This is a genomic window from Sphingomonas alba (assembly GCF_023516555.1).
In the GTDB taxonomy this organism is placed as follows: Bacteria; Pseudomonadota; Alphaproteobacteria; order Sphingomonadales; family Sphingomonadaceae; genus Sphingomicrobium; species Sphingomicrobium album.
Genome location: NZ_JAMGBD010000001.1, coordinates 142,603 through 168,055 on the forward strand (window position 1 = coordinate 142,603; position 25,453 = coordinate 168,055).

General features: G+C 65.1%; 23 protein-coding genes. 19 read left to right on the forward strand and 4 right to left on the reverse strand.

All coding sequences use genetic code 11. The features are described 5' to 3' along the window. The first annotated feature begins 90 nt into the window (after positions 1–90). From rfbA to LZ536_RS00795, 9 genes are read left to right on the forward strand one after another with little or no spacing between them, the layout of a single operon-like run. A complete protein-coding gene (gene rfbA / locus LZ536_RS00755; RefSeq protein ID WP_249846405.1) occupies positions 91–969 on the forward strand; it encodes a glucose-1-phosphate thymidylyltransferase RfbA in 879 nt (292 codons plus the stop codon). Then, a complete protein-coding gene (gene rfbC, locus LZ536_RS00760; RefSeq protein ID WP_249846406.1) occupies positions 962–1,516 on the forward strand; it encodes a dTDP-4-dehydrorhamnose 3,5-epimerase in 555 nt (184 codons plus the stop codon). Before rfbA ends, rfbC begins: the two co-directional genes overlap by 8 nt. Continuing rightward, positions 1,516–2,565 (forward strand): dTDP-glucose 4,6-dehydratase, encoded by a 1,050-nt coding sequence (gene rfbB / locus LZ536_RS00765; protein WP_249846407.1) that lies wholly within the window; start codon positions 1,516–1,518, stop codon positions 2,563–2,565. The genes rfbC and rfbB overlap by 1 nt, the downstream gene beginning before the upstream one ends. Then, positions 2,562–3,440 carry a dTDP-4-dehydrorhamnose reductase gene (gene rfbD, locus LZ536_RS00770; protein WP_249846408.1) on the forward strand — a complete coding sequence of 293 codons (879 nt, stop codon included), beginning with the start codon at positions 2,562–2,564 and terminating at the stop codon, positions 3,438–3,440. The genes rfbB and rfbD overlap by 4 nt, the downstream gene beginning before the upstream one ends. A 32-nt stretch (positions 3,441–3,472) precedes the next feature. Then, the gene (galE, locus tag LZ536_RS00775) at positions 3,473–4,459 is read left to right on the forward strand and encodes a UDP-glucose 4-epimerase GalE (RefSeq protein ID WP_249846409.1); all 987 of its coding nucleotides are present in this window, start codon (positions 3,473–3,475) and stop codon (positions 4,457–4,459) included. 14 nt (positions 4,460–4,473) lie between these two features. After that, positions 4,474–4,926 carry a GFA family protein gene (locus LZ536_RS00780; protein WP_249846410.1) on the forward strand — a complete coding sequence of 151 codons (453 nt, stop codon included), beginning with the start codon at positions 4,474–4,476 and terminating at the stop codon, positions 4,924–4,926. Between the two features lies 1 nt (position 4,927). Continuing rightward, the gene (locus LZ536_RS00785; protein ID WP_249846411.1) at positions 4,928–5,305 is read left to right on the forward strand and encodes a DUF423 domain-containing protein; all 378 of its coding nucleotides are present in this window, start codon (positions 4,928–4,930) and stop codon (positions 5,303–5,305) included. After that, a complete protein-coding gene (locus LZ536_RS00790; protein WP_249846412.1) occupies positions 5,302–6,522 on the forward strand; it encodes an MFS transporter in 1,221 nt (406 codons plus the stop codon). The genes LZ536_RS00785 and LZ536_RS00790 overlap by 4 nt, the downstream gene beginning before the upstream one ends. After that, complete coding sequence (locus tag LZ536_RS00795; RefSeq protein WP_249846413.1) at positions 6,519–7,283, forward strand: alpha/beta fold hydrolase; 765 nt, start codon at positions 6,519–6,521, stop codon at positions 7,281–7,283. The genes LZ536_RS00790 and LZ536_RS00795 overlap by 4 nt, the downstream gene beginning before the upstream one ends. 18 nt (positions 7,284–7,301) lie before the next feature. Here the strand turns inward: LZ536_RS00795 and LZ536_RS00800 are convergent, their stop codons facing one another. Then, positions 7,302–7,733: a hypothetical protein gene (locus LZ536_RS00800; protein WP_249846414.1), complete on the reverse strand. Its 432-nt coding sequence runs from the start codon at positions 7,731–7,733 to the stop codon at positions 7,302–7,304. Positions 7,734–7,843: 110 nt separating this feature from the next. Beyond that, complete coding sequence (locus tag LZ536_RS00805) at positions 7,844–8,323, reverse strand: peroxiredoxin (protein WP_249846415.1); 480 nt, start codon at positions 8,321–8,323, stop codon at positions 7,844–7,846. Positions 8,324–8,446: 123 nt separating this feature from the next. Between LZ536_RS00805 and LZ536_RS00810 the strand changes: the two genes are divergently transcribed. From LZ536_RS00810 to addB, 7 genes are all read left to right on the forward strand, one after another. Next, complete coding sequence (locus LZ536_RS00810; protein WP_249848517.1) at positions 8,447–9,016, forward strand: YqgE/AlgH family protein; 570 nt, start codon at positions 8,447–8,449, stop codon at positions 9,014–9,016. Between the two features lie 82 nt (positions 9,017–9,098). Further along, complete coding sequence (ahcY, locus tag LZ536_RS00815) at positions 9,099–10,508, forward strand: adenosylhomocysteinase (protein ID WP_249846416.1); 1,410 nt, start codon at positions 9,099–9,101, stop codon at positions 10,506–10,508. Positions 10,509–10,767: 259 nt separating this feature from the next. Continuing rightward, positions 10,768–13,116, forward strand: coding sequence for a sensor histidine kinase (locus tag LZ536_RS00820; protein WP_249846417.1), 2,349 nt, complete (start codon positions 10,768–10,770; stop codon positions 13,114–13,116). Further along, the gene (gene tsaE / locus LZ536_RS00825) at positions 13,113–13,547 is read left to right on the forward strand and encodes a tRNA (adenosine(37)-N6)-threonylcarbamoyltransferase complex ATPase subunit type 1 TsaE (RefSeq protein WP_249846418.1); all 435 of its coding nucleotides are present in this window, start codon (positions 13,113–13,115) and stop codon (positions 13,545–13,547) included. Before LZ536_RS00820 ends, tsaE begins: the two co-directional genes overlap by 4 nt. Further along, positions 13,544–14,530 (forward strand): aminoglycoside phosphotransferase family protein, encoded by a 987-nt coding sequence (locus tag LZ536_RS00830; RefSeq protein WP_249846419.1) that lies wholly within the window; start codon positions 13,544–13,546, stop codon positions 14,528–14,530. Before tsaE ends, LZ536_RS00830 begins: the two co-directional genes overlap by 4 nt. Beyond that, a complete protein-coding gene (locus LZ536_RS00835; protein ID WP_249846420.1) occupies positions 14,530–15,285 on the forward strand; it encodes a nucleotidyltransferase family protein in 756 nt (251 codons plus the stop codon). Before LZ536_RS00830 ends, LZ536_RS00835 begins: the two co-directional genes overlap by 1 nt. Continuing rightward, a complete protein-coding gene (gene addB / locus LZ536_RS00840; protein ID WP_249846421.1) occupies positions 15,278–18,178 on the forward strand; it encodes a double-strand break repair protein AddB in 2,901 nt (966 codons plus the stop codon). Before LZ536_RS00835 ends, addB begins: the two co-directional genes overlap by 8 nt. 5 nt (positions 18,179–18,183) lie before the next feature. On the opposite strand, the gene LZ536_RS00845 is transcribed toward addB, so the two are convergent. Next, positions 18,184–18,330 (reverse strand): hypothetical protein, encoded by a 147-nt coding sequence (locus LZ536_RS00845; RefSeq protein WP_249846422.1) that lies wholly within the window; start codon positions 18,328–18,330, stop codon positions 18,184–18,186. A gap of 41 nt (positions 18,331–18,371) precedes the next feature. On the opposite strand from LZ536_RS00845, the gene addA reads away from it, so the two are divergent. Together addA and trxA are read left to right on the forward strand one after the other, a co-directional pair. Then, a complete protein-coding gene (gene addA, locus LZ536_RS00850; RefSeq protein WP_249846423.1) occupies positions 18,372–21,776 on the forward strand; it encodes a double-strand break repair helicase AddA in 3,405 nt (1,134 codons plus the stop codon). 41 nt (positions 21,777–21,817) lie between these two features. Beyond that, positions 21,818–22,150 carry a thioredoxin gene (trxA, locus tag LZ536_RS00855; RefSeq protein ID WP_249846424.1) on the forward strand — a complete coding sequence of 111 codons (333 nt, stop codon included), beginning with the start codon at positions 21,818–21,820 and terminating at the stop codon, positions 22,148–22,150. Positions 22,151–22,179: 29 nt separating this feature from the next. On the opposite strand, the gene LZ536_RS00860 is transcribed toward trxA, so the two are convergent. Beyond that, positions 22,180–22,665, reverse strand: coding sequence for a GFA family protein (locus LZ536_RS00860; protein WP_348538796.1), 486 nt, complete (start codon positions 22,663–22,665; stop codon positions 22,180–22,182). 59 nt (positions 22,666–22,724) lie between these two features. Between LZ536_RS00860 and secA the strand changes: the two genes are divergently transcribed. Continuing rightward, positions 22,725–25,448, forward strand: a complete 2,724-nt coding sequence (secA, locus tag LZ536_RS00865) for a preprotein translocase subunit SecA (protein ID WP_249846426.1) — start codon at positions 22,725–22,727, stop codon at positions 25,446–25,448. Positions 25,449–25,453 lie beyond the last annotated feature (5 nt).

Sequence of the window (25,453 nt, forward strand, 5' to 3'; positions counted from 1 at the left end):
CTACCGTTCATCGGGATTAGCCACCGGCTGTTGCAGGGGCAAGCGCTGGAAGGCTAGACCCGCAGCATTCTTGGCTGCTCGGAGTAAGGCGTGAAAGGGATCATCCTCGCGGGCGGAAGCGGCAGCCGGCTCTACCCGGCGACGCTCGCCGTCTCCAAGCAATTGCTCCCGGTCTTCGACAAGCCGATGATCTACTATCCGCTTGGCGTGCTGATGCTTGCCGGCATCCGCGAGGTGCTGGTCATCTCGACGCCTACCGATCTCCCACGCTTCGAGGCGATGCTCGGTGACGGCAGCGACTACGGCATATCGCTCTCCTATGCCGAACAGGCAGCACCGAACGGCCTTGCCGAGGCCTTCCTCATCGGCCGCGATTTCGTCGGCGACGGCCCGGTGGCGCTGATCCTCGGCGACAATATTTTCTACGGCGCGGGCCTCGTGGAATTGCTGCGCCAGGCGGCTGCGCGAGATAGTGGCGCCACCGTCTTCGCTTATTCCGTTGAGGACCCTGAGCGCTACGGCGTCGTCGGCTTCGACGCGCAGGGCATCGCCACGTCGATCGAGGAAAAGCCCGCCGACCCCAAGTCCAACTGGGCGGTCACCGGCCTCTATTTCTACGACAATGACGTCCTCGACATCGCCGCCGGCCTGAAGCCCTCCGCGCGCGGCGAATTGGAAATCACCGACGTCAACCGCGCCTACCTCGACCGCGGCGACCTCCACGTCACCCGGCTCGGCCGTGGCTTTGCCTGGCTCGACACCGGCACCCACGACAGCCTCCACGACGCCGGTTCCTATGTGCGGACGATCGAGAAAAGGCAGGGCCTCAAGGTCATGTGCCTCGAAGAGATCGCGCTCGAGCTCGGCTACTTGACGCCTGACCAGGTCCGCCGCCGCGCCGACCAGCTCGGCAAGACCGATTATGCCGATTACCTCCGCCGCCGCGCGAGCGAGATCGGCCTTGCTTGAGGTCCGTCCTCTCGGCCTCGACGGCGTCGTGGAAATTCGCCCTGTCCGACATGGCGACGACCGCGGCTTTTTCTCCGAAGTCTGGAACCAGCGCGACTTCGCCGCTGCCGGAATCGACGTCGCATTCGTTCAGGACAATCATTCGCTGTCACGCGAGCCCGGCGTGCTTCGCGGCCTGCATTATCAGGCGCCGCCATTCGCCCAGGACAAGCTGATTCGTGTCTCGCGCGGCGCGGTCTTCGATGTCGCCGTCGATATCCGCAAAGGCTCACAGACTTTCGGCCAATGGGCCTCGATCATCCTTTCCGCCGCTGAATGGAACCAGATGTTCGTGCCCGCCGGTTTCGCCCACGGTTTCCTCGCGCTCGAGCCGGACACGGAGGTTCAATACAAGGTGTCGGCGCCCTACAGCCGCGAGCATGACCGGGCGATCCGGTTCGACGATCCCGCCATCGGCATCGAATGGCCGATCGACCGGGCGGCGTTGATCCTTTCAGACAAAGACCGCGCCGCGCCCTTGCTGGCTGAAATCGAGACGGGGTCCTGATGGAACGCGTGCTTGTCACCGGCGGCGCGGGGTTCATCGGCAGCGCGGTTGTGCGCCTGCTCGCCGGACAGGGCATCCGTGTCGTCAACGTCGACAAGCTGACCTACGCCGGCAATCTCGCGTCACTCCGCGACGTCGCCAACCGCCTCAACTATCGCTTCGTTGAGGCCGATATCGCCGACGCGCCGCGCATGCTCGCCTTGATGCAGGAAGAGCAGGTCGACGCGGTCATGCATCTCGCGGCGGAAAGCCATGTCGACCGCTCGATCGATGCGCCGGGCGTCTTCGCCGAAACCAATGTCGTCGGCACCGTCCGGCTGCTCGATGCCGCGCTCGCTTACTGGCGCGACTTGCCTGACGAGGGACGGGCCGCCTTCCGTTTCCATCACATCTCTACCGACGAGGTCTTCGGCGACCTGCCATTCGACAGCGGCCTGTTCACCGAGGAAACCGCTTACGCACCGTCCTCGCCTTATTCGGCGTCCAAGGCGGCGGCGGACCATTTCGTCCGCGCATGGCACGAGACCTACGGCCTGCCGGTCGTTCTCTCCAACTGCTCAAACAATTACGGACCCTATCATTTCCCCGAGAAGCTGATCCCGCTGACCATCCTCAATGCCATCGAGGAGAAGCCGCTGCCGGTGTACGGACGCGGCGAGAATGTCCGCGACTGGCTGCATGTCGAGGATCACGCCCGCGCGCTCGTCACGATCGTCACCGGCGGCCGGATTGGCGAAAGCTATAATGTCGGCGCCCGGTCGGAGCGAACCAACCTCCAGGTCGTCGAGGCGATCTGCGATCTCGTCGACGAGCGTCTCATTGGCGGCCCGCGCCGCGACCTCATCACCTTTGTCGAGGATCGCCCCGGTCACGATCGCCGCTACGCCATCGATCCCGCCAAGATCGAGCGCGAGCTCGGCTGGCGGCCGCAACACAGCTTCGAAGCCGGTCTGGCCACCACCGTCGACTGGTTCATCGCCAATGACTGGTGGTGGCGACCCATCCGCGAGAAGACCTACGGCGGCGATCGCCTGGGTGTCGCCGGATGAGAATTCTGGTCCTCGGCCGCGAGGGCCAGCTGGCGCAAAGCCTCGCCGAGCGCGCCGCTGAGTTCCCGGACCTCCAGCTCGCTTTCACCTCGCGCTCCGACGTGGATTTGTCTTCCTCGGGCAGCGCGGCGCGGTTCATTGTCGCGGCGAAGCCGGACCTCGTCATCAACGCCGCCGCCTACACCGCCGTCGATAGGGCAGAGGAGGAGCCCGCGCTCGCCTTCCGTACGAACGGCGAAGGGGCAGGGGAGGCCGCCGCCGCCGCGCGTCAGGTGGGTGCCGCGATCATCCATGTTTCGACCGATTACGTCTTCGACGGCGCTTCCTCGTCGCCTTACGATGAGGAGGCCGAGCCCAATCCGCTCAACGTCTACGGCAGGTCCAAGCTGGCGGGAGAGGAGGCAGTTCGCGCCGCCAATCCGCACCACCTCATCTTGCGCACCGCCTGGGTCTACAGCCCGTTCGGACGCAATTTTGTGAAGACCATGGTCCGGGCGGCGCAGGATCGGGACGAGCTCAGCGTCGTTTCCGACCAGCACGGCTGCCCCACGAACGCGCTCGATCTGGCCGCGGCGCTCCTGCGCATTTCCCGGGACTGCGAAGGCTTCGGCGAGACCTATCACCTCGCCGGGTCGGGTAGCGCCAGCTGGTCCGACCTCGCCTCGGAAGTCATGGCCAATTGCAAGCGAACAGGCCTGCCCGCCGCCAAGATTCGGCCAATCACCGCTGCCGAATGGCCGACGAAAGCGGTCCGCCCCGCCAGCACGATCCTGGATTGCGGGAAAATCGAGCGCACGCTCGACATCCGGCTCCCCGACTGGCGGGAGTCGGTCGCCGCGACCGTCGAACGCCTCGCCGCACAAATCTTGGCCTAGGCGATGGCGCGCATCACCCCTAGGGCCGCTTCATGAGCAGCAATTGCACCGTCCTCGTGACCGGCGGCGCCGGCTTCGTCGGCTCCCACGCCTGCAAGGCGCTGAGCCGCCGCGGCTTCACGCCCGTCGTCTACGACAATCTCTCCTATGGGCACGAGGACGCGGTACGCTGGGGCCCACTGGAACGCGGCGACATCCTCGACCGCACCCGCCTCGACGAAGTCATCGCTACCCACCATCCGGCGGCGATCATGCATTTCGCCGCCTTCATCGCCGTCGGCGAGTCTGTCACCGATCCCGGCAAATATTACCGCAACAATGTCGCCGGCTCGCTCGGTCTGATGGAAGCCGCGCGCGATCACGGCATCTCTGCCTTCGTCTTCTCCAGCACTGCTGCCGTCTACGGCTTGCCCGAAGTCGTGCCGATCCCGGAAAGCGCACCGAAGCTACCAATCAATCCCTACGGTCATTCGAAATGGATGGTCGAATGTATGCTGCGCGACTTCGGCGAAGCGCATGGCCTGAAGTCGATGGCCCTTCGCTACTTCAACGCCGCGGGCGCCGACCCCGACTGCGAGACCGGCGAGCGCCACGATCCCGAGACGCACCTCATCCCGCTGGCGCTCGATGCGGCGGCTGGTGTCGGCAAGCCGCTGACCGTCTTCGGTGAGGATTACGACACGCCCGACGGCACCTGCATCCGCGATTACATTCACGTTGCCGATCTCGCCGAAGCCCATGTCGCCGCGCTCCAGGCGCTGCTCGGAGGGGCGGACAGCAACGCCTACAATCTCGGCACCGGGAACGGTTTCACCGTCCGCCAGGTTATCGACGCGGTCGAAAAGGTCACCGGCCGCGCCGTGCCGCACAGCATCGGCCCGCGCCGACCCGGCGACCCGGCAGCGCTCGTCGCCGATCCGTCCGCAGCCAATCGCGATCTCGGTTGGCGGCCACGCATCAGCGACCTCGATTCCATCGTTGCAACCGCTTGGGCCTGGCATCAGAAGGTCAACGGCTAAAGACGGAGGGGCGCATGGCCGGAGCCACGACGATGCAGGGCGGTTGCGCTTGCGGAAAGGTGCGTTTCGAGGCCGATGTCGACAATGACGAGGCCTATCTCTGCCATTGCCGCATGTGCCAGCGCGCCACCGGCAGCATCTCCATCGCCTTCAAGAATATGCCGCAAGCCAAGGTCCGCTGGATGAGCGGCCCCGACTGGTACAAAAGCTCACCGATCGCGCAGCGGCCTTACTGCCGGGAATGCGGCACCTCGCTCGGCTTCCAATTCAAGGAAGGCAGCCAGAACCTCGACCTAACCGTCGCCGCCTTCGACGACCCGTCGCGCTTCAAGCCCAAGCATCACTTCGGCGCCGAGAGCATTCACCGCGCCTGGCTCAACACCGACGGCCTGCCCGAACAACGCACCGAGGATTATCAGAAGCTCGTCGACAAATGGGTCGACGCGACCGGCAGTTTTCCGGGCTGAAATGAATAGACCCGGCACCCCGATCGATCGCCGGTTGACGGTAGCGGGAGCCACTCTCGGCGGACTCGCAGTGATGCTCGGCGCATTCGGCGCCCATGCGCTGAAGTCACGGCTCGACCCGGAAGAGCTGGGCTGGTGGCAGACCGCGGTTCAATATCAGATGTGGCACGCGCTTGCAGTGCTCGCAGTCGGCTTTTCCGGGCTGGCTTGGGCACGACTTCCGGCCCTGATGATGGCAGGAGGAGCCCTGGTTTTCTCGAGCACCCTGTTCGCGATGGCACTCGGCGCCCCTCACTGGCTGGGGGCCGTGACTCCGATCGGCGGCGCGGCGATGATCCTTGGCTGGGCTGTCCTTGCGTGGCGGGCAACCCGCGGATGAGGCGCTTCCACCATCCCGCCGTTCCGATCGTCCTGATGATCCTGCTTCTGGATTCGATCGGTTTCGGCATCGTCCTGCCGGTGTTGCCCGGCCTCGTCGTTCACCTCGGCCACGTTTCGCTCACGGAGGCGACGCGGATCGCCGGCTACATGCTGGTGGCCTATGCCATCGCGCAGTTCTTCGCTGGCCCGATCCTCGGCAATCTCGGCGACAAATATGGCCGCCGCCCGATCCTGCTTTTCTGCGTCATCGGTTTCGGCATCGATTATCTGCTGATGGCGGCCGCGCCGACGCTCGCCTGGCTGTTCGTTGGGCGTACGATCGCCGGCATCGCCGGAGCGACCTACGGTCCCGCCAATGCCGTGCTCGCCGACGTCACGCCGCCGGAAAAGCGCGGCGCCACCTTCGGTCTGATGGGCGCCGCCTTCGGCTTGGGCTTCATCATCGGACCAGCGCTTGGCGGCCTGCTTGCAGGATTCGGCACGCGCACGCCATTCGTCGTCGCCGCCGCGCTCGCCGGGGTGAACGCCATCTGGATTGCGATGCAGCTGCCCGAGACGCTGAGCGCGGAGAAGCGCCGCCAATTCCGCTGGCGCGAAGCCAATATCATCGGCACCTTCAAGCCATTGTTCCATGCCGGCGGCGCCACGCCGTTGCTGGTCGCGGCCCTGCTCTGGCAGCTCGGCCACTTCGTCTATCCCGCCACCTGGGCCTTCTGGGCAGAGCTCGCCCACGGTTGGACCGCGGCGCAAATCGGCTGGTCACTGGCCGCTGCCGGCCTAGCCATGGCGATCGTGCAGGCGGGGCTCACCGGGAAAATCATCGCCCGCGTCGGCGAAGCGAAAGCGGTGCTCATCGGCATGACGGTCGGAGGCCTGAGTTTCCTCGCCTACGTCTTCGCCGAGCAGAACTGGACCATCTACACCATCATCTTCGTGTCGGCGCTGCAGGGCCTTGTCTGGCCTTCGCTCAACGCCTTGCTGTCGCGCATGACCGACGCCTCGCACCAAGGCGCCTTGCAAGGCGGCATGGCGAGCATTTCCAGCATCGCGAGCATCATCGGGCCGCTGGCAATGACCCAGGCGCTGGCGTTCGGCGCGGAACGCGGCCAACCGGGCGGCGCTTTCCTGCTCGCGTTCACATTGGTCCTGATTGCCCTTTTGACCGTTGTTTTCGGCGTGGTTCGCAAAGTCCAAGCTGCACCGGAGCCGGCATGACCGACGTCACCTTCTTCACCTCCTCAGACGGCATTCAGCTTGCGTGGCGCGAAGTCGGGCAGGGGCGGCCCATCATCCTGCTCCACGGCCTTTTTTCCGACAGCAACGTCAACTGGGTGAAGTTCGGCACGGCCGAACGCATCGCCCGCGAAGGCTATCGTGTCATTGCCCCCGACCTCCGCGCGCACGGCCAGAGCGGTAAGCCGCATGAAGCCGTTCATTACCCGCAGCTCATCCTCGTCCGCGACCTCCGCGAGTTGATCGAGCACCTTGGCCTCGACGATTTCGACCTCGGCGGCTTTTCCTTGGGCGCCCGCACCACCATCGAGGCGGTGCTCAGCGGCCTTAAGCCGAAGCGCGCCATCCTCGCCGGCACTGGCCTCGACGTGTTCACGAACTGGGAAAAGCGCAGCCATTTCTACGTCCACGCCATCGACTTGTTCGGCAAGGTCCAGCGTGGCGATCCCCACTGGCTCGCCATCCAGTTCATGAAGACCATGAACATCGACCGGGAGGCGGCCAAGCTGCTGCTCGGCACGATGCGCGACCGGGAATCCAAGGCAGCCCTTGCCGAGGCATTCTCCATGCCGACGCTCGTCGTTTGCGGCGACAAGGACGACGACAATGGTTCGGCGATCGAGCTCGCCAACGCGCTTCCCAATGCCGACTATGCCGAGATTCCCGGCACGCACATGAACTCCGTCACCCGGCCTGAGCTTGGCGAGGCGATTGCCCGCTTCCTCGGGAAGGGGGGACGCTAAGCAGCGCCCCCTCCTAAATCAGGAATAAGCCTTGGCGCCGGCCTTGGCCTCCTGGTTGCTCTCGGCGATACCGGCCTTGATGTCCTGCTGCGCGATTGGGCCTCGCGACCCCTTCGACTTCCTGCCGGTCTCCTTCAGCGTCATCGCCTCTTCGGCAATGTCGCTCTGGTCGCGATTTTCTTCACCGTCCCAGCGCTCGGCCTTCAGCTGCTCGAGCTTCTCCATGCCGCTGTCGATCGCCTCGCCGATCTGGCTGCGCTTCGACCAGAGGAAGGCGCTCGCCGCCGCGACTCCGGCGACGCCCGCGGCGACGCCCGCCGCCGCATAAGGGCGGTCCTTCAGCGCGCCCAAGAAGCTGCCGTCGTTGTTGGTTCGTGAATTGCTCGTGCTGCTCGTGCTTGAGCTACGGCTGCGGCCTCCGCCGCCGCGGCTGGATTGGGTACGTGCCATTTCGCTCTCCTTGTTACGCAAGTTCCCCCACCCGGTGAACGAACGTCTCATCGCGCCGGCCGTTGCGCTAGAACGGCCAGCGGAGAGGAAAAATCGGCGGCTCGTGAAGCCTAGAGCTGTTCTAGCATATATTCGGCGCTGGAGGCACGATATTCGCCCGGCGCCTCGACGTTCAGCTGCTCGACAACGCCGTCATTGACGACCATCGAATAACGCTGGCTGCGCTGGCCCATTCCGAACTTCGAAGCGTCCATCTCAAGGCCAACCGCATGCGCGAACAGGCCGTTGCCGTCGGCGATCATGGTGATGTCCTGGCTGCCCTGCGCCTGGTTCCAGGCCCCCATGACGAAGGCGTCGTTGACGGATGTGCAGGCGATCTCGTCGACGCCCTTGGCCTTCAGTTCCCCGGCCTTTTCGACGAAGCTCGGCAGGTGCCGCGCGGAGCAGGTCGGCGTGTAGGCGCCCGGAACCGCGAACAGCGCCACCTTCTTGCCGGCGAAATAATCGCTGCTGGTCGTCGCTTCGGGCCCATCGGCCGTTGCAATGGTCAAGGGCACGTCGGGAATGCGGTCGCCAACCTGGATCGTCATTGGGAATTCTCCTTTTGTCGCGTGGCGGCGACATAGGGCCGCAGGGTGACTGTCTCAAGCCTGCGCTGAGCTTGTCGAAGTGGCTTGCTCCCTTTTCATGCGCGGAGCATTTTGATGCCTGAGATGGAGCAACCGCCTTTCCTGTCCGGACGACTGCTGCTGGCCATGCCCGGCATGTCCGACCCGCGTTTCGACCATGCCGTCATTGCGCTCGCCGTCCATGATGAAAATGGCGCGGTCGGCATCGGCATCGGCCACAAGCGCGCCGGCATCCGCTTCCGTTCGCTCCTGAAGCAGCTCGGCCTCGATCCCGGCGAGGCGCCGGATCGCGCCGTCCTCCATGGCGGGCCGGTCGAGCCGGGCAGGGGCTTCGTCCTCCACAGCGAGGATTGGGGCGGCCAGGACACGGTCCATGTCGCCGGGCCGAACGGCAATTTTGCGCTGACCGGGACGATCGATGTCCTGAAAGCCATCGCCGAGGGCAAGGGCCCGTCGCAATGGCTGATCGCGCTCGGCTATGCCGGCTGGGGCGAAGGTCAGCTCGAAGAGGAAATGACACGCCACGGCTGGTATCCGGCGGCCGGCAACAACGCGATCCTGTTCGACACGCCGTCCGACGAGCGCTGGGTCACGGCCTTCCAGGCCGAAGGTATCGATCCGCGCCTGCTAGTCGGCGAAACGGGCGCCGCCTGACATATAAAGAATTCTTTATATTTGCCTTCCGGCGCGCTCGGCGCTAGGGCGCCCGCGACTTCTAACACCGGAGAACTGCACAGTGGCCGACACCGCTACCCTGACCCGCGACTATGTCATCAAGGACATTTCCCTCGCCGATTTCGGCCGCAAGGAGATCGAGATCGCCGAGACCGAAATGCCGGGCCTGATGGCGCTGCGCGACGAGTTCGGCGCATCGAAGCCGCTGAAGGGCGCGCGCATCACTGGTTCGCTGCACATGACCATCCAGACGGCCGTGTTGATCGAGACGCTGAAGGTCCTTGGCGCCGACGTCCGTTGGGCCTCGTGCAACATTTTCTCGACCCAGGACCATGCTGCCGCCGCCATCGCCGCCGGCGGCACGCCCGTCTTCGCCGTCAAGGGAGAGACGCTCGAAGAATATTGGGACTACGTCGTCCGCATCTTCGACTGGGGCCAGGACACGACCTGCAACATGATCCTCGACGACGGTGGCGACGCCACCATGTTCGCGCTCTGGGGCGCACGCGTCGAAGGCGGTGAGGCTCTCTTCACTCCGTCGAACGAAGAAGAGGAAATCTTCGCGGCGACGCTGAAGCGCTTCCTCGCGGAGCGTCCGGGCTATCTCACCAAGACCGTCGAAGCCATCAAGGGCGTCTCGGAAGAAACCACCACCGGCGTCCACCGCCTTTATGACCTCGCCAAGAAGGGCAAGCTCCCGTTCCCGGCGATCAACGTCAACGACAGCGTCACCAAGTCGAAGTTCGACAACCTCTACGGCTGCAAGGAGTCGCTGGTCGACGCCATCCGCCGCGCGACGGACGTCATGCTCGCCGGCAAGGTCGCCTGCGTCGCCGGCTTCGGCGATGTCGGCAAGGGCTCGGCCGCCTCGCTCCGCAACGGCGGTGCACGTGTCCTCGTCACCGAAATCGACCCGATCTGCGCGCTGCAGGCGGCGATGGAGGGTTATGAGGTCGTGACGATGGAAGAGGCGACGAAGCGCGCCGACATCTTCGTTACCGCGACCGGCAACATGGACGTGATCACGCTCGATCACATGCGGGCGATGAAGAACATGGCGATCGTCTGCAACATCGGTCACTTCGACAGCGAGATCCAGATTGGTGCGCTCGCCAACTACAAGTGGACCGAAATCAAGCCGCAGGTCGACGAGGTCGAATTCCCCGACGCCAAGAAAATCATCGTCCTCTCGAAGGGCCGCCTCGTGAACCTCGGCAACGCCACCGGCCACCCGAGCTTCGTGATGAGCTCCAGCTTCACCAACCAGGTGCTGGCGCAGATCGAGCTTTGGACCAAGAGCGACCAGTACGGAAACGACGTCTACGTGCTGCCCAAGCACCTCGACGAGAAGGTCGCCCGTTTGCATCTCGGCAAGCTGGGGGTGCACTTGACGGAGCTGAGCAAGACCCAGGCCGACTACATTGGGGTCAAGCAGGAAGGTCCGTTCAAGCCGGATCATTATCGTTACTGAGCGAAGCACCGAGGCTAGCGAAGAAATTGCGCAGCGATTTCTAGCTGGTCGAGAGATGCGAAGCTCCGGCCGGCCTGCCGCGTAGCGGTCAGGACCGACGTCACGTGGTAAGCGTCAGCGATGCAGGAGCATCGCGAGAGCGAGCCTCAAGTGACTGCCAGTCAAAAACAGGGCGGTGCCATCGCGGTGCCGCCCTTTTTCTTTGTGCAGCCGCGCCTTATGACCCATTCATGGCGGGTGGGCTCAAGCAGCGGCGATCATGAGTAGCAGCACGGCGATGGTCGTCATCATCCTTGCCGCCTTCTGGCTGGCGATCGCGGCGCTCATCCTCATCATGGCGACGCGGCGCATCGCCCGCGCCAATGCCGTTCTCGCCAGTGCCCGCACGACTGCGGCCTTGCTGCGCTCTGCGCCTGCGCGGGCCTTGCTCATCCACACGAACGGCAAGGTCGAGATCGATTCCCATCTCCAGCGCGACCTCGGCCTCAAGGACGAGCCGAAGACGCTCGACCAGCTGACCGGAAACGACAGCGGCATCCGCGCCGAGGACCTTGAAGTCCTGCGTGGCGACATCGCCTCGGCGGCCATTGGCGGCCCGCCCATCGAGCGGCAGGTCCGCATTGCCGGTTCGGAACGCGTTCTTGAGGTGCGGGGAGGGCCCGCAGGCGCACCGCATCCGCACGGCACCCTCTTGCTCTGGCTGTTCGACACCAGCGGCGCAGAGGCGGAGCGGCTGAAGCTGACGACGCAGCTCCACCAGACGGAACTCGCCCTCGACAGCCTGACCCACCTCATCGAAAGCGCGCCATTCCCCATGTGGTACCGCGGGCCGGACATGAGCCTCGGCCTGGTCAACAGCGCTTTCGTTGCAGCCGTCGAGGCACGCGACGCCGCCGAGGTCATCGCCCGCGGCAGCGAGCTGATCGACAGCCCCGGCGACGACAGCGCTCGTGCCGGCGCGCTTGCGGCGCTGGAGGCTGGGCGGCCGTACGTCCGCACCGAGCCCGCCACCATCGGCGGCGAGCGGAGAATGCTGAAGCTGGTCGACGTCCCGCTGCCCACCGGTGCCGTCGCCGGCTTCGCCATCGACATCCAGGACCTTGAGGACGCACGTTTCGAACTGGCCCAGCATGTCGAATCCCAACGCGAGCTGGCCGACCGCATGACCGCCGGCGTCGTCCAGTTCGACGCAGACCGGACCTTGGGCTTCTTCAACCAGCCGTTCGCCGTCATGGCGCAGATTGAGCCCGAATGGCTGGCCGAAAAGCCGGAGTTCGACCGGCTGCTGGAGCGCATGCGCGAGAATGCCCGCCTCCCGGAAGTCCGCGACTTTCCGGCATGGAAGGCCGAGCGGCGCGAGTGGTTCATCTCCACGGACGAGGTGATTTCCGAGGACTGGATCCTCGCCAGCGGCGACCACTGGCGGATCGTCGCCCAGCCGCTGCCCGACGGCGGCGTCCGCATGATCGTCGAGGACCGGACCGAGCAGGTGCGTCTGGCCTCGGCTCGCGACACCCTGCTTCGCGTCCGCACGGCGACCTTCGACAACCTCTTCGAAGCGATCAGCGTCTTCGCCAGCGACGGACGCCTCTACCTCTGGAACAAGCGTTTCAGCGAGGTGTGGGAGCTGGACGAGCAATGGCTGTCCGAGCACCCGCGCGTCGACGAATTGGTGCCGGCCATGGCCCGCCGCCTGGTCAATCCGACCGCCGCCGCCCAGGTTCGCGAAATGGTCCGCTCGACGACCAGCGGCCGCCGCTCAGGCACCGGCCGCGTCTCGATGACCGACGGCCGCCACTTCGAGTTCGCCGCCGTGCCGCTTCCTGACGGCAACGCGCTCTTCACCATGATCGACGTCACGGACTCCACGCGCATTGAGGCGGCATTGCGCGAGCGCGCCACCGGTCTTGAAGAAGCCGACCGCATCAAAACCGACTTCGTCGCCAACATGAGCTACGAACTGCGTACGCCGCTGACCTCGATCGGCGGTTTCGCGGAGATGCTGGCGGCAGGTTACGCGGGCAAGCTTGCGCCGGCGGCAGCCGATTACGTCTCGGCAATCCTCGAATCCGTCGAGCGCCTCGCCAAGCTCATCGACGACGTGCTCGATCTAACCCAGGGCGACCGCAAGGGCGTGGTGCTGGAGAAAGAGCGGATCGACATGGCCGGCCTCGTCCGGACCGCGATCGATGCTCTCACGCCGCGCGCCGCCGAGAAAAAGCAGAAGCTGGATCTTTCCGTCGACGGCTCGACCGGCGTCGTCGTGGGCGACAGCCGCAGACTCCGTGAATCCATCGAGCATGTCCTGCGCAACGCGGTCAGCTACACGCCCGATCGCGGCAAGATCAAAGTCTCGGCCGGCGGTGACGAGGAATGCGTCACCATCAGCGTCACCGACAACGGACCGGGCATCTCGCCGGAGGACCAGGAACAGGTCTTCACCCGCTTCCATCGTGTCGGCGGCAATGCCCGTGGCGACGCTGCATTCGGCCTCGGCCTGCCGCTGACCCAGCAATTCGTCGAAGCGCACGGCGGCAAGGTCGAACTCGAATCCGCGCTCGGCAAGGGCACGACGATCACACTGAAGATCCCGCGGGCGCCGCAATGATTCTCGAAGACGAGGCGGCGACGGTCGCTGTCGGCAAAGCGCTGGCCAGCCAACTGCGGCCCGGCGACGTGGTCGCGATGACCGGCGACCTCGGCGCCGGCAAGACGACGCTCGTGCGCGGCCTGCTCCACGCGCTCGGTCATGACGGCGAGGTGCCGAGCCCAAGCTTCGCCATCGTCCAGCCCTACGAGGATCTGGATCCGCCGGTCTGGCACGCCGACCTCTACCGCGTCGAAAATCCGGCGGAACTGGCCGAGCTCGGGCTGGATTCGCTCGGTGACGGCATATTGATTGTCGAATGGCCGGAGCGGGTAGGCGAGGGCGCTTGGCCCGATGCGCTGCGCCTGTCGCTCGAAATCCTCGATCCCCAGCGCCGCCGCTTGACAGCCGAGGTCCCGGCGGCATGGGAAGGGCGATGGCCTCCCCAATGATTCCGCCCGAATCCGCTGACGATTTCCTTGCCGGTTGCGGCTGGGCAGGGGCGCGGATCGAGCCGCTTGCCGGCGATGCCAGCTTCCGCCGCTATTTCCGTGTGTTCCAGGACGACCGCCAGGCCGTCCTCATGGACGCGCCGCCCCCGCACGAGGATCCGCGGCCCTTCATCTCGGTCGCCGAATGGCTGTTGTCCGTCGGTTTGAGCGCCCCCGAAATCCTCGCCCGCGACCTCGATCGCGGCCTCTTGTTGCTCGACGACTTCGGCAACGACCGCCTGCGGGAGACGCTCGACACATCGCCGGACCGTGAGCGCGAGCTCTACGAGATGGCGACTGACGTCCTCGTCCATCTCCACGAACATGCGCCGATGGGCAGCCTGCCGCCGCATGGCCTGGCGCAATGGCTCGACGAGCTGATGCTCTTCACCGACTGGTATTGCCCGGCGGTCGGCCTCGATGTCGACAAAGGCAGCTACCGCGCCGCCTGGACCGAAGTCCTTGGACCCGTCGCCAACGACGGCCTCGGCCCGGTCACCGTTCTTCGCGACTACCATGCCGAGAACATCATGCTGGTCCACGGCCGCGACGGCGTTGCCCATTTCGGCCTGTTGGATTTCCAGGACGCGCTCGCCGGCCACCCGGCCTACGACCTCTGCTCGGTCCTCGAAGACGCCCGCCGCGACGTCCCCGAAGAGCTCGAACGCGCGATGCTCGACCGCTACATCGCCGCCACCGGTCACGGAGAAGTCTTCGAACGCGCTTATTGGGCCCTCGCTGCACAGCGCAACACGAGGATCCTCGGAGTGTTCACAAGGCTTTGGAAACGCGACGGAAAACCCGGATATCGCCGCTTCCAGCCGCGCATGTGGGGCCTGTTGGAACGCGATCTTTCGAAACCGCTGCTGAGTCCGGTTCGCGACTGGTTCGACGCTAACATCCCGGTCTCGGCCCGCCGCGCGCCCTGGTTGGAGGCCGCCTGATGCCGGCCCGCCGCTCGCTTCGCCTCCGGCCCGAGATAGCCACGGCTATCCCCGACACGGCGATGGTCATGGCGGCGGGGCTCGGCAAGCGCATGCGGCCGCTGACCGCGACGCGCCCCAAGCCGCTAATCGAGGTCAACGGCAAGCCGCTGATCGATCATGTCTTCGACCACCTCCGCGCCGCCGGCATCACCAAGGCCGTCGTCAACGTCCACTATCTCGCCGGCGCCCTGGAGGCCCATCTCCAGAACCAGAAGGACGTCGAGGTCAGCTTCTCCGACGAGCGCGACCTGCTGCTGGAAACTGGTGGCGGCATGGTCAAGGCTGAGCCGCTGATCCACTGCGACCCCTTCTTCGCCATCAACAGCGACAATTATTGGGTCGATGGTCCGACTGACACCCTGCGCCTCCTCGCATCGCAATGGGACGGCGACGCGATGGACGCGCTGCTCCTCCTCGTCCCTCACGCTCGGGCCTACAACCATCGCGCGCTCGGCGATTTCCACATGGACCGCTTCGGCCGCCTCCAGCGTCGCAACCGTTCCAAGGTTGCCCCCTACGTCTACACCGGCATCCAGCTGGTCTCGAAGCGCCTCCTGAGGGACGCGCCGGAGGGGGCGTTCTCGACCAACATCTTCTGGGATCGGGCCATTGCCGAGGGCCGCTGTTTCGGCGCTGTCCACCAGGGCCTGTGGTTCGACGTCGGCACGCCTTCCGCAATCCGCCAGACGGAGGCCACCCTCGTCGATGCTTGAGGAGCGCGAGCGCGCGGCGCGCCCCTCGGTTTACACGATCCCCTCGCATCGCAGCTTTGCGGACAGCCTGGTCGCCGGCCTGATGCGCCGGCACGGCAATGAGCCGATGTCCTTGGCCAATGGCCGCATCCTGCTCCCCAATAACCGCGCGGTCCGGACCGTGACCGAGGCATTCGTCCGCGCGAGCGGCGGCGGCCTTATTCTCCCGCGCCTCATCGCGGTCGGCGATCCGGACCTAGATGATCGTGTTGGTGGCGCACTCGACCCCGCCGACAGTTCCGAACTATTGCCTCCGGCGATCGAGCCTCTGGCCCGCGAACTTGCACTGGCGGGGATCATCCGGGCGGAGGGCGAGGGAGCGGCAGAGGTCGTCCGGATCGCCGTCGAGCTTGGCCGCACCCTTGACGCGCTGACAATCGAGGAAGTGCCCGCTTCCCGCCTCGCGGAAATCCCGATCGACGATCCGGAAGTCGCCGGCCACTGGCACGCCTCGCTGCAGCGCCTGCGGGCGATCATCCATGCCTGGCCCGCGGAATTGCAACGGCGGGGTCTCACGGACCTGGCGGAGCGTCGCAACCGCTTACTGCGCGCCACGGCTGCACGGTGGTTGGAGCGCCCGCCAGTAGGCTTCACAGTCGCTGCCGGCATCACGACCGCGGCCCCGGCGGTCGCCGCCTTGCTGGCCGCTGTCTCACGACTACCGAAGGGCTTGATTGTCCTGCCCGGCCTGGCGCTTGCCCGCAGCTTGCCCGATGAAGAATGGGACGCACTCGGCCCTGACGAGAAGGGCCGCGGCGAGGAATCTCATCCGCAATACCACTTGAAGCTGCTGCTCAACCGCATCGGCGTGGCCCGTGGTGAAGTCGAGGAATGGCGGGGCGCAGGCCGGGCCTCGTCTCCGGCGGCGCGGGGCCGCGCCATCGCCAATGCCATGACCGCCGCCGATTTCAGCGACAAATGGAGCCGCCTGTACCCGGCCGAGCGACGGCTGACGGGAATCCGATCCGTCGAGCTCGCGGATCCCTCCTCCGAAGCCACCGCGATTGCATTGGCATTGCGCCAGTCCGTCGAGACGGAAGGCCAGACCGCCGCGCTTGTGACTCCCGACCGCACGCTCGCCGCCCGGGTTTCGGCATTGCTCGCCCGCTGGGGCATTGAAGCCGACGACAGCGCCGGTCGAGCTTTGTCGCAATGGCCGGCCGGCACGCTCCTGCTCAGTATTGCTTCCGCCGCCGCCGAGAGCCTCGCGCCCGTCGCGTTACTGGCACTGTTGAAGCATCCGCTTGTCGGCGGCGAGGGCGAAGAGCGCCTGCGTTGGCTCGACGAAATACGAATCCTCGACGAGAAATTGCGAGGCCCACGCCCCGCGGCGGGAATCGAGGGCCTCGACCGACACTTTGCCGACAAGGCCGCAACCAATTGGGCCAACCTCAGGCCGCTCCTTGCCATGATGGAGCAAAGGTTCGCGACCTCGCTCACCCTGTCGGACCTTGCCGCTGCCCTGCGCGAGATGGCGACCCTATTGTGCGGCGATCGCGCGTGGACGGGACCCGACGGCCGCATGGCCGGGGAATTGGTCGCCGAACTGGAAGCCTCCACCGATGCCAGCACCTTGCGGCTCGACCCGGAGGAATGGGTGCCCCTTCTCCGGCAGATGCTCGACGCCCGGCCGGTTCGCCCGCCTTACGGCGGCCATCCGCGCGTCTCGATCTGGGGCGTCCTGGAAGCGCGACTGCAAAAGGCGGACCTGCTGATCCTCGGTGGTCTCAATGAAGGCGTCTGGCCGGCACTGCCTGCGCCGGACCCCTGGCTAGCGCCGAAGATCCGGTCGGAGCTCGGCCTTCCCGGGCTCGAATTCCGCATAGGGCTGGCGGCTCACGATTTCGCCAGCGCACTCGGTGCGCCGAAGGTGCTGCTGACTCGCGCCCGCCGCGATGCCAAGTCACCGACGGTCGCTTCGCGCTTCTGGTTGAGGCTGGAGGCGATGACCGGTGGCATCGCCCGCGACCACAAGCTGGAACGGTTGGTACGGGCGCTCGACGATCCGGGCGCGCTGAAACCGGTGGACCGGCCCGAGCCGAATCCACCGGCCGAGCAGCGGCCAGATCGAATTTCTGTCACCTCTGTCGACCGGCTCAAAGCGGATCCCTTCGCCTTCTACGCGCAGGCGATCCTCAAACTGCGCGCGCTCGAGCCCGTCGACGCCGACCATACTGCCGCCTGGAAGGGCAGCGCCGTTCACGACGCCTTCCAGCAATGGCTGCAGCTCGACGATTGCGACCCGGACAAGCTGCGGCCGCGCGCCGAACAATTGCTGCAGGACGCGGCCCTTCATCCCATGCTCCGCGCCCTATGGGCGCCGCGCCTGCTTGAGGCGATCGACTGGATCGCCGACCTCGAACGCGCCAATCAGGCCGAGGGGCGCCGCCCGCTGGCTGCAGAGGCCACTGGCGAGACGCCGCTCTCGGGCATCACCGTCCACGGCCGCGTCGACCGGATCGATCGGCTCGCGGACGAGGGCCTCGCGATCATCGACTACAAGACGGGAGCGCCGCCGACGCAAAAGGCGGTGGATGCCGGCTTTGCGCTTCAGCTCGGGCTGCTCGGCCTGATCGGCCGCGCCGGCGGTTTCGAGCATGTGCGCGGCGATCCAGAGGCTTTCGAATATTGGTCGCTACAGCGGCACAATGGAAAATTCGGACGGCTGATGCGACCCGACAAGGACATGGCGCCGGGAGACTTCCTCAAGCACGCCTCCGACAATTTCGCAGAGGCTGCGGCGCGCTGGCTCACCGGCGACGAGCCTTTCACGGCCAAGCTCAACCCGGCCTACGCACCCTATGGCGACTATGATCAGCTGATGCGGCTGGAAGAATGGTACGGCCGCAAATGAGCCGCTCAGCGCTTCTTTTTCTTGACCTTCGACGCATAGAGCAGCGCCGCGACGATCGCCGCCGAGCCGATGCCGACGGCGACGCCTGCCTTCACAAGCTTGGCACGGCGCTCTTCATTTCCCTTGTCGAATTCGTCGTTCTGATCGGTCATGGCGCTTTCTCTATTTCCTCCCGCTTGAGTTGGAAAGCCGCATGAGCGCGCGCTTCAAGACCCTGCCGCAGCTGAAGGGCGAGCAGGCATTGGCGTCGGACCCGGCGGTTCATGCGGCGCTGTCCGCTTCCGCCGGCACCGGCAAGACCCAGGTCCTGACCGCGCGAGTCCTGCGCCTCCTGCTGAAGGGTGCAAGACCGGAATCGATCCTCTGCCTGACCTTCACCAAGGCGGCCGCGGCGGAAATGGCCAACCGCATCGGCGCGCGGTTGGCCGCCTGGGTCCGGCTCAAGGACATCGAACTGGCGGCAGACCTCGAGGCGCTCGGTGAGGATAGCGGCGAGCGAATGCGTGACCGCGCCCGCCGGCTTTTCGCAAAGGTGCTGGACTGCCCCGGCGGACTCAAAATCCAGACCATTCACAGTTTCGCGCAGTCGCTCCTTGCCGCCTTCCCCGAAGAGGCCGGCATTGCCCCCGGCTTCCGCCCGATCGAAGGCCGGGCCGAGCAGGAACTGGTGCGGCTGACCCTGGCCGACCTGATGGCCGATGCCGAAGGCACTGGCGACGACAGCCTGATCCGCGACGTCCAATGCCTCAGCCGCCGGCTCGGAGAGGCGGGCGCAATCGAATATCTGCAGGCATCCTCCCGCCGCGCCGACGCTCTCAAGGAATTCGGCCCGCGGGACACAATCGAGCCAGCTGTTCGCAAGCTGGTCGGCCTGCCGGAAGGCTCGGTCGACGAGTATCTGGCGCTGAGCTGCGCCGACGACGGCTTCGATTGCGACCTGCTGAGAGCAATCGCCAGCGCCAACAGGGCGTGGGCCGCGGCGACGGGCGCCAAGATCGTCGAGACGATCGAGGCTTGGCTTGCAATGGCTCCGACTGCCCGCGCCGCAGCACTGCCGGACCTGGCGTCGATCGTCTTCACCGCCAAGGGTGAACTCAAGAAGGTCCAGAAGGGCCAGCTCTCGGCTGACCCGGATTATGAGCACCATGCGGAGCGGCTTGCGGCAAAGGTCGGGGATCTGCTTCGGGTCCAGCGCAGCGCACGTCTCGCTGCCGACATTGCCGCCGGTTTGCGAGCCGGGCAGGCATTCGCCAAGACTTATACTCAGGCGAAACGCGCCGCCGGCGTCGCCGACTTCAACGACCTCATCGAATGGACGCGCCATTTGCTTCGGCAACCGGGCATGGGGGATTGGGTACGGTATAAGCTCGATCGCCAGGTCGACCACGTGCTGGTCGACGAGGCCCAGGACACCAATGCCGCGCAGTGGCAAATCGTCGGGGATTTGGTGGAGGAATTCTTCAGCGGCCGCAGCGAAAGCGAGGAACGGCACCGGACTCTGTTCATGGTCGGCGACCTCAAGCAGGCGATCTACGGTTTCCAGGGAACCGATCCGAAGCGGTTCGAAGAGGCCCGCAAGGTCTTCAGGACCCGCGCCGAAGATCTCAGCGAGTCAGACTTTCCGACCGAGTTCCGCGACCTGTCCATCGCCGCCAGCTTCCGTTCTGCGCAGCCCGTGCTGGATGTCGTCAATTCGGTCATAGACACGGTCGGCCATGAGGCATTGGCGCTGGACGAAGCACCGCCGGCTCATCGCGCGCATCATTCCGACAGGCAGGGCATGGTCGAACTCTGGCACCCCTTCGCCGTCGAGCAATCTCCCGACGATTCGGACGAGGGGGAGGAGCGCTGGGTCAGCGTCCGCGACCGTCACTATGCAACCGCGCTGGCCGATCGGATCCGGCAGATGGTCGACGATGCGCCTGTCCTCGCCTCGACGGGTCGCCCGCTCACCCCCGGCGACATCCTTGTCCTTGTCCGCAGCCGCGGCGAACTGGCCTCGCTAATCGTCGCCCGGCTGTTCTCCGCCGGGGTGCCGGTGGCCGGCGTCGACCGCTTGCACCTGCACGAACCGCTCGCCGTCCAGGACCTGCTGGCCGCCGTGAAATTCGTGGTGCAGCCGCACGACGACCTCAGCCTGGCCTGCCTGCTGGTCTCGCCGCTCATCGGCTGGGATCAGGACCAGCTTCGCGACCTCGCCTTTGGCCGCAAGGTGAGCCTCTGGCGCGAACTTCGCCGCAGGGCAGGGGAAAGCCACCTCTTCGGCACCGCCCATGAGGCTCTGTCGGCATTGCTCGACATGGCGGACTTCACCACGCCGTCGCGCTTCCTCGAAACGATCCTGACGGGCCCCATGCAAGGCCGCCGCAAGCTCTACTCCCGGCTTGGCCTGGCTGCTCGCGACGCCATCGACGAACTGATGAACAGTGCGCTGGAATTCGAGCGCAACGAGATCGCCTCCCTCGACCGTTTCCTCGCCTGGTTCTCGCGCGGGACGGTCGACGTTCAGCGTGACCCGGGGCAGGCCGGCAGCGAAGTCCGGGTCATGACCGTTCATGGCGCCAAGGGATTGGAAGCCCCGGTCGTCATCCTCGCCGACGCGACAGGCGATCCGGCGAAACTCGGCCGGACGCCGCTTACTGTGGACCTAGACATCGCGGGTATCGGCACCGCGCCATTTCTACGCCCGAAAAAGGATGAGCGTTGCTCGCCCTTCACAGAGATCATCGAAGCGCAAGAGACGCGAGACACGCAGGAGCATTTGCGGCTGCTTTACGTCGCCCTCACCCGCGCCGCCGATCATCTCATCGTCAGCGGCGTCCGGCCGAAGGAGAAGAAGGACGGCTCCGACCCAAGGCCCGCCAATTGCTGGCACCTGATCGTCGAACAGGCGATGTCAGCAATGGGCGCGCTCCTTGGCGATGGGCACACGGCGCTTCATCACAGCGGAGGAGAGCCAGCAAAAGCTCGAAAGGCGAAGGCAAAAGTCGCCCAGCCTCGGATAGAGATTCCGGAATGGGCGGAGTTGCCCGCGCCCGTCGAGGCCCGCCCGCCGCGTCCCTTGGCTCCGTCCGCGATCCTCGACGACGGCCAGCCCGCGCCGCCGCCGAGCCCTGCGCAAGTGGAATCAGGCCAGCGCGGTACATTGCTGCACAGCCTCTTCGAGCGGTTGCCCGGAGTTGAAGCCAGTCACCGTCACGACGCGGCCCTTGCCTGGCTCGAGCGTTCGGCCTGCGCATCCGACTTGGCCCGCCGCCGGGAGATTGCTGACGCCGCCTGCAGAATTATCGGCAATCCCTCGTTCGCCGACCTTTTCGGCCCGGACTCTTTCGCCGAAGCTCCGCTCGCGGCCACATTGTCCGACGGACGCGTCATCGCCGGCACCGTCGACCGGCTGCTCGTCGGAGAGGGCAAAGTTCGCGTTATCGACTTCAAGACCGGCAACCGGGTGCCGTCATCGGCGGCCGATGTTCCGCGCGGCCATGCCGCACAGATGCGGGCCTATGCCGAAGCACTGAGAGTCATATTTCCCGGCCGTACGGTGGAGGCAGCGCTCCTCTACACTGCCGGACCGGCTCTCATTGCACTCGAGGTTTGACCATCCCATATGACCGGCAACACTTATTAGGAGAATTGCTCATGGCCACCCGCAGCGTCACCGATCAGAGCTTTCAAACCGACGTTTTGGGCTCGGAAAAGCCGGTGCTGGTCGATTTTTGGGCGGAGTGGTGCGGACCCTGCCGCATGATCGCTCCGGCGCTTGAGGAAATCGCCGGTGACATCGGCGACAAGGTCGAGATCGTGAAGCTCAACATCGACGAGAATCCCGACACGCCGGGCAAATACGGCGTCCGCGGCATCCCCACCATGCTGCTGTTTAAGGGCGGCCAGCCAGTTGCGCAGAAGGTTGGCGCGGCGCCGCGCAGCAATATCCAGCAATGGTTGGAAGGTGAGCTTGCGGGGCAAGCTTGACCTGACAGCCATGTGGAAGGTGAACTCGGCTAAGTCGGCGGTTCCGTTGAATTCAGGCCCGGCGTTTCCGGCCTGAACCTCTCATATTTCGGCAAATCGTCGCCGGGTTCGAACCAGGCGACCTTGCTCGACCAGAAAATGTGGAATCCCGGCGCAACCGCGTCGGGATCGTCCAGCGTCGCGATGCTGAAATCGACGGTTTCAGGCTGGTGATCGACCTTCATGTAGAGCGGCGTCCCGCACTTCCCGCAAAAGCCGCGATGGCCGAAGCCGCTAGACTTCACCATGCGCACCGATTCCGCGCCTGAAATCGCCACCCAATCGCCGGCCCTCACGCTCGCGAAAGCCATTGCCGGCGCTCCGGAATTAAGCTGGCATGTCCGGCAGTGGCACCAGCCGGCATCTAAAGGCTCGCTTTTCAGTTCGAAACGCACGGTTCCACAAAGGCATCCGCCGGTCCGGTTCAATTGACTTGCCATAGGCCCAACCCTACATCGCCCGCGACTTTTCGCCATAGCGAGCCGCCACGCACAAAAGACGCTGAAGGGCTCCTTCGCTTGACTGGGATTTTCGAATGATCGCCGCACTGGCCAAGACCATCTTTGGATCGGCTAACGACCGCTATGTCCGTTCTCTGGGCAAGCATGTCGACGCCACCAATGCCTTCGAACCGACGATCAGCGCACTCACCGACGAAGAGCTGCGCAACCAGACCCAGGTATTCCGCCAGCGCCTCGCCGAGGGCACCAAGCTCGACGACCTTCTCCCCGAAGCGTTCGCGACCGTCCGCGAGGCGGCAAAGCGCACGCTCGGCCAGCGTCACTATGACGTGCAGCTGATCGGCGGCATCGCCCTTCATCGTGGCGAAATTGCCGAAATGAAGACCGGCGAGGGCAAGACCCTGGTTGCGACGCTCGCGACCTATTTGAATGCCTTGCCCGCCAAGGGCGTCCATGTCGTCACCGTCAACGATTACCTCGCCAAGCGCGACGCCGACTGGATGGGCCAGATCTATCGCTTCCTCGGCCTGACGGTCGGCGTGATCGTTCCCGGCCTCACCGATGACGAGCGGCGCGAGGCCTATAACGCCGACATCACCTACGCGACCAATAACGAGCTCGGCTTCGACTACCTGCGCGACAATATGAAGTACACGCGGGCACAGATGGTCCAGCGGCCCTTCGCCTACGCCATCGTCGATGAAGTGGACTCGATCCTCATCGACGAAGCTCGCACGCCACTGATCATCTCGGGCCCGACCGACGACAAGTCTGAGCTGTACGCAGGCGTTGACGCCATCGTGAAGCAGTTCGTCGAAGCCGATTACGAGATGGACGAGAAGCAGAAGAGCATCGTCCTTACCGAGGACGGCACCGAAAAGGCCGAGCGGATGCTCGAGGCGGCGGGCCTGATCGAGGGGCAGAACCTCTACGACATCGCCAACACCCAGACGGTCCATCACCTGAACCAGGCCCTCAAGGCCAACAAGATGTTCAAGCGGGACATCGATTACATCGTCAAGGACGACAAGGTCGTCATCATCGACGAGTTCACCGGCCGCATGATGGATGGCCGCCGCTGGTCCGATGGCCTCCACCAGGCTGTGGAAGCCAAGGAAGGCGTTCGCGTCGAGCCGGAGAACCAGACGCTCGCCTCCATCACCTTCCAGAACTATTTCCGCATGTATCCGAAGCTCGCGGGCATGACCGGCACGGCGCTGACCGAGGCACCGGAATTCTTCGACATCTACAAGATGAACGTCGTCTCGATTCCGACCAACGTACCGGTCCAGCGCGTCGATGAGGACGACGAGTTCTACAAGAACATCAACGACAAGTTCGGCGCCATCGCCAAGGAAATCCGCGCACGACAGGAAAAGGGTCAGCCGGTCCTGGTCGGTACCGTCTCGATCGAGAAGTCGGAAATGCTTTCCGAATATCTCGAGAAAGAGAAGATCCGGCACTCCGTGCTCAACGCCCGCTTCCACGAGAGCGAGGCGCATATCGTCGCCCAGGCCGGCCGCATCGGCGCGGTCACCATCGCCACCAATATGGCAGGTCGCGGCACAGACATTCAGCTTGGCGGCAACCTAGAGTTCCGCATGCAGGACGAGTTCCCCGACCTCGTCGCCGGCACCCCGGAATATGAGGCTCGCGCCGAAAAGATCCGCGAGGAGATCATCGCCGAGAAACGGCACGTGCTCGAAATCGGCGGCCTTTTCGTGCTCGGTACCGAGCGTCACGAGAGCCGGCGTATCGACAACCAGCTCCGTGGCCGTTCAGGCCGTCAGGGCGATCCCGGCCTCAGCCGCTTCTACCTCAGCCTCGACGATGATCTGTTGCGTATCTTCGGCCCGCAGACCGCATTCGCACGCCTGATGAACAAGAACCTCGAGGACGGAGAGGCAATCGTCAGCCCGTGGATCTCCAAGGCGATCGAGACCGCGCAAAGGAAGGTCGAAGCGCGCAACTACGACATCCGCAAGCAGGTCGTCGAATTCGACGACGTCATGAATGACCAGCGCAAGGTCATCTACGAACAGCGCGCCGAGATCATGGAAGCCGAACATGTCAGCGACGTCATCGCCGACATGCGCACGGAAACCGTGGCTTCTTTGGTGGCCGCGCACTGCCCGCCGGGCACTTTCCCGGAGCAATGGGATGTCGCGGGCTTAAAGGAAAGCATCGACGCCGTTCTTGGCCTCCAGCCGCCGATCGACGATTGGCTCCAGGAAGAAGCGGTCGACCAGGAATTGTTCGTCGAGCGCATTCAGCAGATGGCGGACGATGTCATGGCCGAGAAGGTCAAGGGCGCCGACCCCGAACGCTGGATCGAGATCGAAAAGAGCCTGCTGCTCCAGAACCTCGACCATTTCTGGAAGGAGCATCTCGCCACCCTCGATGCCCTGCGCCAGGTCATCCACCTGCGCAGCTTCGCCCAGAAGAAGCCCATCGATGAGTATAAGCAGGAGGCCTTCCTGCTGTTCGAGCGGCTGCTGATCGCCATCCGCGAGGAAGTGACCCGGACGCTGATGCGTGCGCATATCCAGATCCAGGACGTCCCGCCGCCGCCGATGGAGCTGCCGGACTTCATTACGACCCACTTCGACCCGCTGTCGGGCGATGACGATACGGCGGATTTCGACCTCGCGGCGATCACGGGCTCCGGCGAAAACGGCCCGCCCGCAATGCCCCTGCCGCCGATGCCTGAGGGTGCCGGCGTTCCCGAGAGCCGTAATGCGCCTTGCCCGTGCGGGTCGGGCCGCAAGTTCAAGCATTGCCACGGCGCCCTGGCCTGATCGCT

Bases quoted from the DNA above. Each gene is read 5' to 3' on its own strand.
- rfbB (WP_249846407.1), top strand. From the start codon at position 1,516: ATGGAACGCGTGCTTGTCACCGGCGGCGCGGGGTTCATCGGCAGCGCG.
- rfbD (WP_249846408.1), top strand. From the start codon at position 2,562: ATGAGAATTCTGGTCCTCGGCCGCGAGGGCCAGCTGGCGCAAAGCCTC.
- galE (WP_249846409.1), top strand. From the start codon at position 3,473: ATGAGCAGCAATTGCACCGTCCTCGTGACCGGCGGCGCCGGCTTCGTC.
- LZ536_RS00780 (WP_249846410.1), top strand. From the start codon at position 4,474: ATGGCCGGAGCCACGACGATGCAGGGCGGTTGCGCTTGCGGAAAGGTG.
- LZ536_RS00785 (WP_249846411.1), top strand. From the start codon at position 4,928: ATGAATAGACCCGGCACCCCGATCGATCGCCGGTTGACGGTAGCGGGA.
- LZ536_RS00790 (WP_249846412.1), top strand. From the start codon at position 5,302: ATGAGGCGCTTCCACCATCCCGCCGTTCCGATCGTCCTGATGATCCTG.
- LZ536_RS00795 (WP_249846413.1), top strand. From the start codon at position 6,519: ATGACCGACGTCACCTTCTTCACCTCCTCAGACGGCATTCAGCTTGCG.
- LZ536_RS00800 (WP_249846414.1), bottom strand. From the start codon at position 7,733: ATGGCACGTACCCAATCCAGCCGCGGCGGCGGAGGCCGCAGCCGTAGC.
- LZ536_RS00805 (WP_249846415.1), bottom strand. From the start codon at position 8,323: ATGACGATCCAGGTTGGCGACCGCATTCCCGACGTGCCCTTGACCATT.
- LZ536_RS00810 (WP_249848517.1), top strand. From the start codon at position 8,447: ATGGAGCAACCGCCTTTCCTGTCCGGACGACTGCTGCTGGCCATGCCC.
- LZ536_RS00820 (WP_249846417.1), top strand. From the start codon at position 10,768: ATGAGTAGCAGCACGGCGATGGTCGTCATCATCCTTGCCGCCTTCTGG.
- tsaE (WP_249846418.1), top strand. From the start codon at position 13,113: ATGATTCTCGAAGACGAGGCGGCGACGGTCGCTGTCGGCAAAGCGCTG.
- LZ536_RS00830 (WP_249846419.1), top strand. From the start codon at position 13,544: ATGATTCCGCCCGAATCCGCTGACGATTTCCTTGCCGGTTGCGGCTGG.
- LZ536_RS00835 (WP_249846420.1), top strand. From the start codon at position 14,530: ATGCCGGCCCGCCGCTCGCTTCGCCTCCGGCCCGAGATAGCCACGGCT.
- addB (WP_249846421.1), top strand. From the start codon at position 15,278: ATGCTTGAGGAGCGCGAGCGCGCGGCGCGCCCCTCGGTTTACACGATC.
- LZ536_RS00845 (WP_249846422.1), bottom strand. From the start codon at position 18,330: ATGACCGATCAGAACGACGAATTCGACAAGGGAAATGAAGAGCGCCGT.
- addA (WP_249846423.1), top strand. From the start codon at position 18,372: ATGAGCGCGCGCTTCAAGACCCTGCCGCAGCTGAAGGGCGAGCAGGCA.
- trxA (WP_249846424.1), top strand. From the start codon at position 21,818: ATGGCCACCCGCAGCGTCACCGATCAGAGCTTTCAAACCGACGTTTTG.
- LZ536_RS00860 (WP_348538796.1), bottom strand. From the start codon at position 22,665: ATGGCGAAAAGTCGCGGGCGATGTAGGGTTGGGCCTATGGCAAGTCAA.
- secA (WP_249846426.1), top strand. From the start codon at position 22,725: ATGATCGCCGCACTGGCCAAGACCATCTTTGGATCGGCTAACGACCGC.